The 11,489-nt window shown below is 59.8% G+C and carries 14 protein-coding genes; 5 read left to right on the top strand and 9 right to left on the bottom strand.

Translation table 11 applies throughout. The annotated features are described in order from the left end of the window. Positions 1-95: 95 nt before the first annotated feature. The 3 genes from IAG25_RS36540 to IAG25_RS36530 form a co-directional block, all read right to left on the bottom strand. Positions 96-503, bottom strand: coding sequence for a hypothetical protein (locus tag IAG25_RS36540; protein ID WP_187609204.1), 408 nt, complete (start codon positions 501-503; stop codon positions 96-98). Positions 504-1,155: 652 nt separating this feature from the next. After that, positions 1,156-1,359 (bottom strand): cold-shock protein, encoded by a 204-nt coding sequence (locus tag IAG25_RS36535; protein ID WP_187609215.1) that lies wholly within the window; start codon positions 1,357-1,359, stop codon positions 1,156-1,158. Between the two features lie 383 nt (positions 1,360-1,742). After that, complete coding sequence (locus IAG25_RS36530) at positions 1,743-2,195, bottom strand: DUF2934 domain-containing protein (RefSeq protein ID WP_187609203.1); 453 nt, start codon at positions 2,193-2,195, stop codon at positions 1,743-1,745. Positions 2,196-2,406: 211 nt separating this feature from the next. Between IAG25_RS36530 and IAG25_RS36525 the strand changes: the two genes are divergently transcribed. Together IAG25_RS36525 and IAG25_RS36520 are read left to right on the top strand one after the other, a co-directional pair. Then, positions 2,407-4,326: a hybrid sensor histidine kinase/response regulator gene (locus IAG25_RS36525; RefSeq protein ID WP_304502700.1), complete on the top strand. Its 1,920-nt coding sequence runs from the start codon at positions 2,407-2,409 to the stop codon at positions 4,324-4,326. 292 nt (positions 4,327-4,618) lie between these two features. Further along, positions 4,619-5,752, top strand: a complete 1,134-nt coding sequence (locus tag IAG25_RS36520; RefSeq protein WP_187609202.1) for a sensor histidine kinase — start codon at positions 4,619-4,621, stop codon at positions 5,750-5,752. Here IAG25_RS36520 and IAG25_RS36515 read toward each other — a convergent pair. The 4 genes from IAG25_RS36515 to IAG25_RS36500 all read right to left on the bottom strand — a co-directional run bounded on the left by IAG25_RS36515 (position 5,733) and on the right by IAG25_RS36500 (position 7,795). Beyond that, the gene (locus IAG25_RS36515) at positions 5,733-6,035 is read right to left on the bottom strand and encodes a response regulator (protein ID WP_255504223.1); all 303 of its coding nucleotides are present in this window, start codon (positions 6,033-6,035) and stop codon (positions 5,733-5,735) included. The genes IAG25_RS36520 and IAG25_RS36515 overlap by 20 nt on opposite strands. Before the next feature lie 224 nt (positions 6,036-6,259). Further along, entirely contained in the window at positions 6,260-6,691 is a 432-nt protein-coding gene (locus IAG25_RS36510) for a TA system VapC family ribonuclease toxin (protein WP_187609201.1), read from the bottom strand. Then, entirely contained in the window at positions 6,691-6,921 is a 231-nt protein-coding gene (locus tag IAG25_RS36505) for a CopG family transcriptional regulator (protein WP_187609200.1), read from the bottom strand. Before IAG25_RS36505 ends, IAG25_RS36510 begins: the two co-directional genes overlap by 1 nt. A 220-nt stretch (positions 6,922-7,141) precedes the next feature. Then, positions 7,142-7,795 (bottom strand): DUF7713 domain-containing protein, encoded by a 654-nt coding sequence (locus tag IAG25_RS36500; protein ID WP_255504219.1) that lies wholly within the window; start codon positions 7,793-7,795, stop codon positions 7,142-7,144. 244 nt (positions 7,796-8,039) lie between these two features. Here IAG25_RS36500 and IAG25_RS36495 point away from each other — a divergent pair, with 244 nt between their 5' ends. Genes IAG25_RS36495 through IAG25_RS36485 form a run of 3 tightly spaced genes read left to right on the top strand, consistent with a single transcriptional unit; the run spans position 8,040 to position 9,103 of the window. Further along, positions 8,040-8,276, top strand: coding sequence for a type II toxin-antitoxin system Phd/YefM family antitoxin (locus IAG25_RS36495; protein WP_086972431.1), 237 nt, complete (start codon positions 8,040-8,042; stop codon positions 8,274-8,276). A gap of 2 nt (positions 8,277-8,278) precedes the next feature. Next, positions 8,279-8,656 carry a type II toxin-antitoxin system VapC family toxin gene (locus IAG25_RS36490; protein ID WP_086972432.1) on the top strand — a complete coding sequence of 126 codons (378 nt, stop codon included), beginning with the start codon at positions 8,279-8,281 and terminating at the stop codon, positions 8,654-8,656. An 18-nt stretch (positions 8,657-8,674) separates the two neighbouring features. Next, on the top strand, positions 8,675-9,103 hold the full coding sequence (locus tag IAG25_RS36485) for a hypothetical protein (protein ID WP_143756866.1): 429 nt from the start codon (positions 8,675-8,677) through the stop codon (positions 9,101-9,103). A 423-nt stretch (positions 9,104-9,526) separates the two neighbouring features. On the opposite strand, the gene IAG25_RS36480 is transcribed toward IAG25_RS36485, so the two are convergent. Both IAG25_RS36480 and IAG25_RS36475 read right to left on the bottom strand, forming a co-directional pair. Beyond that, positions 9,527-10,465: a substrate-binding domain-containing protein gene (locus tag IAG25_RS36480; protein ID WP_187609199.1), complete on the bottom strand. Its 939-nt coding sequence runs from the start codon at positions 10,463-10,465 to the stop codon at positions 9,527-9,529. A 28-nt stretch (positions 10,466-10,493) separates the two neighbouring features. After that, complete coding sequence (locus IAG25_RS36475; protein WP_187609198.1) at positions 10,494-11,486, bottom strand: ABC transporter permease; 993 nt, start codon at positions 11,484-11,486, stop codon at positions 10,494-10,496. Between the last annotated feature and the right edge of the window lie 3 nt (positions 11,487-11,489).

Here is an 11,489-nt window from a genome sequence, read left to right as displayed (position 1 = left end):
CGACTACCCGGCTTCTTCTCTGAGAACTCTGACAAAGTGGTGTCCATCAAATCGAAAGTGATGGACATCATTGTGCTGCGTACTGAGGTCACCCCCTACAACGGTCGAGACGAGCCGCTTACCGTGGAGCAGTCGACCAGGCGATCAATCTTGCGAAAATAAGCTTGAGCCGCTACGCGATGCCTCGCATATAGCGACGCAACATTTGGCCTGGAAAGACAGTCCTTAACGACATCGGCGTTCATGCCGAAATGAACCTGCAGCGCGTCGGCGGCATCCGCCCGGTGGAAACATGCCACCTGATCAAACAGCGTCTCGCCGTCCCGGTCAATCAGATCGATCCAGACCTCGCCATCTTCAAGTGTCTGGCCGGCACGATGAATCACCCGCTCATCGTCATTTGCGCAAGCGAGCATCCGGTGTCCATCGACGTCATCCACTGGCATCTCGAACACCTCCACCAGTTCCCCGCTCACTGCAACCTGCATAACCAGCAACGCCATCGCTGCTCCTTGAAATGTGAATGACGGATACCGCTGCGCCCATCAGACGGTCGAGCCCGGTGACCCATTTGAGTGGCATTTCAGGGCGACGTGACGGGGCCCACCTCTTCGCGCTCTTCAGTACCACGTTCCTGGAAGAGCTGAATGATGCGGGCGCTTGGTGGAACACACGACTGAGAGGCATTCAAACCGATGCGCGCCACGTATCGCCGCGCCTGCGCTACCAGGCCGGCCCACTCAACCGCGACTGTCAACCCAGCCGCGCGCCCATGCTGCTGCGTGCCCGACAGCCTGCGTTTCGCTATCAAAATAGTCGAGCGCGTCAAAGTGGTAGTAGACCGGCCAAGCACCCGGCCCCGCCTCTTGTGAGCAGCAGATTTGCAGCAAACCAGCCGTCAGGTAACCCGTGAGAGGATGGGGAGATTGAATAACCGTTGTAGTGGTGAAGATTTTGATTATTGTGCATAAGCGATAACCGACCGCACGACATCTTGTAGTACAGGCGAAATAAATTGAAATGAGGCTAGACGGATCGCGTCGAAGGACAAATGATGCGCAGGTCGAAGTCCGCGCTCAGATCGGGAGCGCATGGCTCCGCGAGGATGCTAGTCTCTAACAGAGAAAGGGCCGGTAGACCGGCCCTTTAAATACGTTACTGCGGCGAGATATTCGCGGCCTGCAGACCCTTCGGGCCGCGCCTGGTCTCGTAGCTCACCTTCTGGTTTTCGGCAAGCGTCTTGAAGCCGTCGCCCCGAACTTCCGAGAAGTGAGCGAAGAGATCGTCGCCGCCAGCGTCAGGAGTAATAAAGCCAAAGCCTTTGCTATCGTTGAACCATTTGACAGTACCGGTATCCATGAGAATTCCCTGAAATAAAAAAATAACAGCTCCGGTGCGGAGCGGCAAAAACTTCAAGGAAGAAGAGAGGACAGCGAGTACCGCGCAGATGGGGCGGAAAATGGTGATCAGCAATCGAGCTTCTTGAATATTTCGAGGTCCACAATATAGTGTGGGAGCGGCGCTGTCAATGCTTTTCGTAAATGCGCATCTGTTTAATCAGAGACTCCGGCGGCGCAAATACATGTGGGGCCCAGACAGGCTTTCGGGCGAAAGTCGCAAATTCGAATAGCAATGGTTTGGCGAAGCGTGGACGAATCCACTTGACCCGTCCGGGTGATGTCGTCACATGCTATATCCGTTGTCCGTTCCGTACACACCGGATTTTCCCCGGCAGGCGGGAATCACTGGGCCTGGAACTGAACTAGCCGACGCCAGTATTCATCCTGTCGCCCTTCGGGACTTCCTTCTTGCTGCCACAGGACGTAGGCCCGCTCCCGAAGATGCTCGTCGAGAGCGCGATGCCAGTATTCTTCGGCGTGCCCATCAGGTCGTCCTTCTTTCTCCCAAAGCAAATAAGCACGTTCCCGGACAGCCTGCTCTAGACCTTGTCTAGTTTCCGAATTACCCTGCAGGTCATCGCCGTACGGCGCCATCTGGCCGCCACGACCCGTGTGCATCCTGGCCGTGAGGGTACCGAGTTCAGGGTCCGGCACAAGCCGCCCGTGCGCCGCGGCTTCCAGCGCCTTGGCCTTGTATCCGGAATCGTCAGCGCTGCCCGACTCGCTTAGCGTAATCGGGTAGGTATGCAGCACATTACCGCTGCCATCCATCACGTCAACCAGTCGCTCGGTCATGATTGTCTCCCTTGTGTTTGTCCGTTTGATGTAGGGGTGGTGGCCGGTTCCTCTGGCTCATCACCGGACCTGCCCGCCTCCAAAGGCGTCCCGCCGGCGGTTTGAAGTGTGTATGATGCGCCGCGCTGGCGCGCGTTTTGCGAGTAAGCGGGCGAGGCCGTTGCACCCACGTGCGACGAAACCGCTGATCGGGCGCCACTCACAAAACACCATGACAAACCGTACACCGCCAACCGGGGAAATGTCCGAGGAACGGTCTTTCCAGCTTCTCGTGGCAGGCATCAGGGATTACGCAATTTTTATGCTCGACCCGGACGGTTTCATCAAAACCTGGAATGCGGGGGCGCAACGCTTCAAGGGCTATACCGCGGGTGAAATAATTGGCCAGCACTTTTCCGTGTTTTATCCAGAAAATGAACGCAGTGTCGGTCGACCGGCGCTTGCCCTGCGAACCGCCCTGGCCGAAGGGAAATTCGAGGATGAGGGCTGGCGGGTGCGAAAGGACGGCATCCAGTTCTGGGCAAGCGTGGTGATTGATCCGGTGCGCGATGATTCGGGCAAGCTCATCGGGTTTGCCAAGATCACACGCGACATTACGGAGCGAAAGGCCGCCCAGGAAGCGCTGCGTAAAAGCGAGGAGCAGTTCCGGCTGCTGGTCCAGGGGGTCACCGACTACGCGATCTTCATGCTTTCGCCAGCGGGTGAGGTGACCAACTGGAATGCCGGCGCCGAGCGCATCAAGGGTTACAAGCACGACGAAATTCTCGGCAAACATTTCTCGTGCTTTTATACCGAGGAAGATCGCGGCCGAGGAGCGCCTGCCCGGACGCTGTCAACCGCCGCGGCAGAAGGCCGATTTGAGCAAGAGGGCTGGCGCGTCCGCAAGGACGGCTCGCGCTTCTGGGCGCATGTGGTGGTCGACGCGATCCGCGATGACGTCGGCGAACTCGTGGGCTTTGCGAAAGTGACGCGCGACGTGACCGAGCGCAAACAGGCAGCGGAGGCCCTGGAGCGCGCCAACGCGGCACTGTTCCAGTCACAGAAGATGGAATCGCTGGGCCAGCTGACCGGTGGCGTCGCTCACGACTTCAACAACCTGTTGGCGGTGATGTCCAACGGACTGGATGTACTTTCGCTGCGGGTGCACGACCACGCTGATTTCCGGATGCTGGAAACCATGCAGCGCGCGGTCGCACGCGGCGCGACACTGACCCAGCAGTTGCTATCGTTCGCGCGCCAGCAGCCGCTCAAAGTCGAAAAATGCAATCTGAACGCCGTGATCCGTGGCATCGAGGCGGTTCTTCGCCGGGCCGCGGACGGCATGATCGAGTTTGAAGTCAGGCAGGAGCCCCGGTCCCGGCCGGTGCTGCTCGATGTCGCGCGGTTCGAGTCCGCGCTGCTGAACCTGGTCGTCAATGCGCGCGATGCCATGCCCGACGACGGAAAGATTGTCATCGCCGTCGAGAACGTCGAACTGAGCGAAGGGACTGTGGGAGCGCTGGCGGCTGGCCCGTACGTCAGGGTGTCCGTCGCGGACACCGGCTCGGGGATGGCGCCCGAGGTTGCGTCCCGTGCATTTGAACCGTTCTTTACCACCAAGGAGGTGGGCAAGGGCACCGGCCTGGGCCTGAGCCAGGTCTACGGCTTCATTGCTCAGTCCGGCGGCGACGTGCTCATCCGCAGTGAGGCGGGTCAGGGCACGGTCGTCAGCATCTATCTGCCCGTCGCGACAGACACATCTGGCGAGGCTGACACGTTGACCGGCCCGGCACTGGATGCGGTGCTGGTCGTGGAGGACGAACCAGATTTGCTGGAGGCGACGGCGGCGCTGTTCCGCAGCCTCGGCTACGAGGTGCTGACCGCGAGCAACGGATCGGAGGCGATGGACGCGCTGAGTCGTCGCGACGACATCCACATCCTGTTCACCGACGTCGTGATGCCCCGGGGAATTGATGGCATCCAGCTCGCGCGTTCGACGCGCGACCTTCGGCCGGATGTCAGGATCGTGCTTGCCTCGGGATACCCCCTTCCCGCCCTGAGGGCACAGCACGGCCAGCTGGACGACTTCGCATTTATCCACAAACCGTACCGGCTGGCCGATCTCTTGCGAACGCTAGGCATGGCGACGTAAGCGCGGGCTGTTTTGCTGGCTCCCTGAGATCCCAGCACTGCTGCCGGCGCGGTTGCCGCGTCGCAATGACAGGGAAGAAAGCCACAAGGCCAAGTGGCTGTTATGGATCGGGATGCGCTGGCAATGCGGTGGTAGGCGCGACCTCATTGATAGAATCATTGCCGGTGCCGGGGGATGATCTGCAGGTGGCGGTTTCAGTGGACGGTATGCCCCGCGAACCGGCGCATACTACCGTTACGATGAACCCGCACGCCCGAGCCTCAAGGGAAGCTTTGCTTTTTCAAGCAATGAAATGCGACTGGCTGTTTTCATCGTGCGCGATATGGAGCGCATCCTGGCGCAATGGGAGGCGTTTGCCGTGACCCTGCTGCCAGCGGCGGCAAGCATGGACTCACTGGCTTTGCGCGACCATGCCAAGCCGCTGCTTCAGGCGATCGTGGCCGACCTGTCGACCTCGCAGACCCGGGAAGCGCAATCGCAGAAGGCATGGGGACTTGCCCCACAACTGGCCGGTGCGCCCGAGACGGCGGCACAGACGCACGCCATCCTGCGCGCGCAAAGCGGTTTTGACATCAACCAGCTGGCCGCCGAATACCGCGCGTTGCGCGCCAGCGTACTTCAGTTGTGGATGGATGATTGCCAGCCTGAAGGCCCCCACCTGAATGACATCATCCGCTTCAATGAAGCGATGGACCAGGCGATCGCCGAATCCGTCCGTTCTTTCCGCGCCGAGGTCGAGCGGGCGCGCAACCTGTTTCTTGGGATGCTCGGCCACGACATGCGAAGCCCGTTGCAGACCATCCAGGCGACGGCTGCATATCTCGTCAGGAAGGGTGCGGGTGAAGGTGTGTCGGCCGCCGCCGACCGTCTGATCCGGACCGGTGCCCGGATGCAGGCACTGCTCGACGATCTGTGCGATTTCAATCGGACCGAGCTGGGCCTGGGAATCAGGATCGCGCCGACCGAAGTCGACCTTGCGGCGGTTTTTGCCGATGAGACGGACCAACTTCGTGCGGCGCATCGCGACCGCCGGATCGTGCTGGAGGCCCCTGTCAGCTTGCCGGGTGTCTGGGACGGTCTACGCCTGCAGCAGGTGCTGGGCAACCTGGTCGTGAATGCGATCAGGTATGGCGCGCAGGACATGCCGGTGCGGGTGGTGCTGACAGTTGACGAGACGGAGGTCCGGTTCGGAGTGAGAAATGCCGGTGCTGCCATCGAACCATCGCTGCTGCAAAGGATGTTTGACCCGCTTCAGCGCGGCCCGGATGCCGGAGCCCGGCAGGGCGCTAATCTCGGGCTCGGACTGTACATCGCCCGGGAGATCACCGCAGCGCACGGCGGCAGGATCGACGTGCGGTCGGACGAACAGGAGACCGTCTTTACAGTGAGCCTGCCGCGGCAGGCAGTTACTGGACCAGCGCGGTGATCAGCGCGAGCAGCTCGCCAAAGGGCCAGCCTTTCTGCACATAGCCGTCGAATTCGTAGCCCGTCAGCTGCCGGCGCACCTCGCTTTCGTCCAGTGCGGTGTGCGCGACGATGGCAATGCCAGCAGTACGGGCGTCCTGGCGCAGCGCGCGGGCAGCCTCAAAGCCGTTGCATTGCGGCATCGAGATGTCCATTAGGATCACATGCGGTGCCCACTCGCGCGCCAGGTCAATTGCCTCGACTCCGCCGAAAACGGGGCGGGACGCAATGTCCTCCACGGACAGGTAGGCCGCCAGCCCAACGAGATAGCGAGGCCCTGCCGGATTGCTCCTGTAGGGGGTTGCCGGGAAGCGTCAGGGGAATTTTGCTTCGCATACTTTATCAATTTGACAAAAAAGGAATTGCCGAATTTATCAAGCATCGCTAATCAAAAGGAAGGGCGGGAGAGCTGCCAAGTTCCGGCCTCGCACCGAAGAAGCGCTTCCAGCCCTCGGGGTGTCGTTGGCCGCTATGTGATCAATTCGAGGTGCCGCGCGCCGTCGGGGACCGCATCGACGACCAGCCGGCGGTCAAACGTCGCGAGCGTGCCGCGATGCGCGCGCGCGAGCGCGAGCAGGTAGGTATCAGTCACTTGATCTGTCGCAAGGATCCGGCTGGCATCGACGTGTTGTGCATCGAGGAGGCTCACGTCGTCAGCCCAGAACTCGTGGCTGGGATGTGCTCGCAATTGCGTCACGAGCGGTGCGATAGCGGCTGGCGTCTCGAGTGTGTTCGGGTAACGCGGATTGCCGATGATGCGCAGCACGCCGTTTTCGGTCAGTGGGCAGGTCGCCCATGCTGCGTGCCCGACTTGGCCGAACCATGCATGCGCCGCCTCATGCTGCACGTGGCCGGCGTCGAGCAGGGCGATCAGGACGTTCACGTCGAGAAGATATGCCATCAAGAGGTCTCGTCGCGCAACTGATTAACGAGATCGAGGGTCACGGGGCGCGCCGAGCGCGCGTTTGGCAGGACCGGTAGTCCGTTGCGCATCGTTGGTGAGGCGGCAACCGGCTGCAGCGCTGCCCGGGCAAGTGCTGACAGCACGCGCCCGATAGAGACGTGCTCTCGCTCAGCGCGAGCGCGTACGACCGCCATGACATCGTCGTCGATATCGAGGGTAGTTCGCATGATGTTCTCCCGTCATGACCGCAGCAAATACCATAAGTATAGCCGGGCCGCATCAAACATCAAACATCACGCATCGTCGAGTTCACAGTGCATGTTCTTCGAGCCGGTCACCGAAGGGTTTCCCGTGAAACTAAAAAGAAATCCGACCTCATATATATCGACGACCGTTGATTCGGTGACCCATCAATTCCTGGAGTGTCGGGAGTGTCGCGCGACTGTATCAAGCTTCATCGCTAGGATCGAGCAGCTCAAGCCGGAACTGCCATCCCTCGAAGGCGAGAAGCATCGCGCCGAAATCACGCCAGTCGACACGCCGGCCGTCGATGATCACGCAGGGTTGGCTGGTGTGTTCGACCCCGTCCCATTCGAGCCGGCCTCTGACGATCGTCTCGGCGACCTGCAGCCCGCCAGCATCCGCGACGAGGTGCGTGATCCCTAAGGCGCGCTTGATTTTCTGAACGAGCTGAGCCATCGGCGCGAACGGCTCCGATTCAGGATCACCCAGGATCTGGAAGCGGTAGCCGCCGGAGTCGTCGTCGCCCATGAGCTCGAATGCTTCCAACGAAAGCTGCTCGCCGAGTAGCAGACTGCGAAAATGGAACTCGTGCTCGTCGCCGTGCACATCTAGCAGGCGCAGCGGCGTGAAGTTCGGATGCTCGAAGTTTCGAAGGTCCGCGAACTGTGCCATCTCGTCGTTGAAACACTGACTGCGGAGCACACGCCAAGTCCCGTCTGACGAACCGGCACGCACAAAGTCATGCGCAGGCTTGTCCGCGCGACATCGCTCCCAGCGGGTTTGCGTCATAAGGTCACCATCCAGCGTCACCCAGTTGACGTGGATTGTCGCATGGGCTGGCGCGACGGGAACGGCCATCAACGGACGCGCCCAGTCCCCGTGGCGACGCCAAGGACGCAATGCAATGCAAAAGTTCGATCATGTTAATTATGTAAAATGAAGTGTGAACTTCGCCGCGCTGTTGTCTGAAATTGCGCGGGCGGCTGCGGCGCTTCGACTTCAGCCCCGCGTCATATCATTAATCCCCTCGGCCGCGGCCAAGAAAGATTGACCGAGTGGGCTAATATGGACTAGACTAACCTTAGTCCACATGGGGGAAATTATGCAAACCGTCAATATTCACGACGCCAAGACGAACTTTTCGAAGTTGGTCGACGCTGCGGCGGGCGGAGAAGAAATTATCATCGCCAAAGCAGGAAAGCCGACGGCCAAGCTCGTTCCGATCGAGCCGGCGCGGCCGACGCGCGCTTTTGGCCGGCTAAAAGGAAAACTGCACATTGCCGATGATTTCGACGCGCCGTTGCCAGACGACGTGCTCGCTTCTTTTGAGGGTCGTTAATGGTGCGCGTGCTCCTGGATACGCACATCTACCTGTGGGTGCTTCAAGACGATCCGCAACTGAGCCACATCGCCCGCGGCCTGATAACCGAGGCCGACGACGTTTTCGTCAGCAGCGCGTCGATTTGGGAAGCGTCGATTAAAGCGGGGCTGGGGAAGCTCGACGCGGATCCGAAGATGCTGGTAGCGGAGATCGAGGGCAGCGGCTTTCGTGAACTGCCAGTGCTTGGAAAACATGCGGTGTTGGTTCGCGACCTGCCGGACATTCATCGAGACCCCTTCGACAGACTGCTGGTGGCACAAGCCATGTCGGAACCGCTGATCCTGCTGACGGCCGATGGCCACCTCTCGGCCTACTCCAAGCTGGTCATGACAGTTTGAAAATTGGGAAACGCTAAGATGGCAGACTTAACCCTGGCACTCGCCTGCGGGCCGCGATCAACCGGCTATTCGACTCTGCGGAGTGGAGAAAGCGACCGAGCGGAGATCGACGACGCGTTGATTCAACTGCACCAGCAGGCAGCGGATACGGTGAAGGCCTCTCTGGCTGATCTTCGAGAGTTCGAAAGAAAAAGGCGTGCCCTTTCTGACGCATTGATTGCTGGTCAACTCCATGGAAAATTGCAGAGGTATGGCATGCTCGAATGGGTTTCAAGCGTCGCTGGAGAGTATCAGTCACGGGGGCCATATTTTGTCGGCCTGGGGGCTGTCCTCACAGCGTTTGGCGGTGCGATGAAATGGCAATACGAAATCAGGAAGGCGAAAGCTGAAGCGAAGGCATCACCGAAGGTTGGCGCCTCCCGGTGTTGTTGTTGCCCATTAATTTAGGCGTTTATGGATGTTACCTTATGTGCCTGATATTCCTGCGTAGGAAGTTTCGACTCGCAATTCAGAGGGCCCGCGAAGAAACTTGAACGCACCGTGGCGCCATATTATTTGGCGATGTCATGGCCCGCGGTGAGGCCCCCGACGCCACGTGGTCAGCTGCTAGCGACGCGGCCCTTACTTGCATGCGAGAATGCTGTTGAAGATGGGTGCCCAGGGGCACCTTGCTAACGCCCTATTCCTTCCGCTTCCAGGGGCCCGTCAATGTTGAGGATCACTAGGATGGGGTATCATAAAAAACATTAGGACACCTACGGAAAATGTGCTGATGTTACTTATGTCAAGTCTAGATGTTGAGGAGCTAAGTTAGTCTCCGAAGAAAGGAATTGCGCCTTCCAAAGTAACGACGCAATTCCGTTTGTCTTTTCAGAACGCCGGCTTTACCGAGTCAATGTTGTCCTTCGTGACCCGCACGGTGGGCAATACGACCTTCGGGGGCACCTTTTCGCCCTTTAAGATCTTGACCGCGACAGCCATACTCTCAGTACCGGCGGGCGGATACAGCCACGTCGCAGCTTCATCACCCGCGCGGATCGCTTCAAATTCCTCCTTTTGCCCGTCGAGCCCGAGCACCTTGATCTCGCCCGATCGGCCGCTTTCCTTGATCGCCTGGATCGCACCGAGCGCCATCTCGCCATTCGCTGCGAACACGAGATCAATCGTGCCCGCAGGATGCGCCTGCAAGATGTTCTGCATCGTCGCATAGGCCTTCGGGCGACGGTAATCCGCGGGTTGTCTTGCGATCACCTTGATGTCCGCGGATTTTCCTGTCACCGACGTCACCCCGCCAATACGGTTCACCGATGTTTCGTCACCCGGAATCCCTTCGAGCAAGACAATGTTGCCTTTGGGCTTGCCATACTTCTTCGTCAGCGTTTCGACAATGTATTGACCCGCGTCCGCGCCGAGCGCCCGGTTATCGCCTGAGACCATCGTGACGGCGCCGGCATTCTCGATCGGTTTGCCGACAAACATGTACGGCACGCCTCGCTCTTTCAACGACGCCAACTCCTGACGCAGCCCTTCGGCTTTCCCGGCTTGCACGAGCAACAGCTTGATGCCCTTGGATTCCATGTCCTCGATGCCGGCGATCTGGCCCGCGACGTTGCCCTGCCCGTCGGTGGCAAGGACCTTGATGCCGGCAGCCGCTGCAGCTTCGTTGATCTGCTTGCGCTGCGTCGCAAGCCACGGATGATCGAGGCTTTCCTGCGAGAGGCCGATCGTGTCGGCAGCAAGCACGGTCGCTGCACTACCAAAAGCAAGCGCTGCGGCGACTGCGAGCTGCATCATTTTTGCGTTGACCATGGGTTGTCTCCTTGACTATGGGACCGCTCTAGCGGCCTTTTGAACGATTGAGTTGCGCGTGGATCAAGACCGCGCCGACGATAATTGCCCCCTTCACGATCAACTGCGTATAGGCGGGAATGTTGAGCAGATTGAGCAGGTTGTTCAGAACGCCGATCAGCAAGACACCGACGATCGTGCCGCCAATGCCACCCGCACCGCCCGAGAGGCTCGTGCCGCCCACGACTACAGCGGCAATCGCATCAAGTTCAAGGCCCTTGCCGAGATTCGCCTCGCCGATATTGAGTTGCGTCGACATGACGAGGCCACCGAGGCCTGCGAACAGTCCGGAGAGGCAGTAGGCGATCACCCGAACCTTGTCAACCGGTACACCCGACAAACGTGCCGCTTCGGCATTGCCGCCTACCGCGTACACATGTCGCCCATAGCGGGTCATCCGCAATATCACTGCCGACGCGATGGCCATGACGATGAACAGCAACGCCTGCACCGGCACGCCAGCGAGCTTGCCGCGCCCGATCCACGACAGCGACACCGGCACGCCGATGACCGGCTGTCCATCCGAATACGCGAGCCCAACGCCAACGAGTGCCGTCATCATCCCGAGCGTGACGATGAACGGCTGGATGCGGCCTTTCGTGGTGATGAAGCCGTTGGCCCAGCCGCACGCGATGGCGATCGCAAGGCCGCCAGCCAGCGACGCAAACGGTCCATAGGGCTTGAGCCCAGCGATGGCGAGCGTGGTGAGCGCGAGAATCGATCCCACCGAGAGATCAATGCCCGCCGTGAGAATCACGAACGTCATGCCAAGCGATGTCAGCCCGACGACCGACACCTGACGCACGACGTTCAACAGGTTCTCCGCCGTGAGGAAATAAGGCGAGGAAACCGCCGCCGTCACACACAAAAGCATGAAGATGGCGAGAATGCCGAAGCGCTGGATCAGTTCGATACGCCGATAAGCACCGCTAGAAAATCGTGTGCTCGAAGTCGCGCCAGAAATGGGTTCTACTAATGCCATGAT

The organism is Caballeronia sp. EK (assembly GCF_014384845.1).
Taxonomy (GTDB): Bacteria; Pseudomonadota; Gammaproteobacteria; order Burkholderiales; family Burkholderiaceae; genus Caballeronia; species Caballeronia jiangsuensis.
The sequence above is the reverse complement of the archived record's forward strand: the minus strand, read 5'-3'. Positions and strand labels throughout refer to the sequence as shown.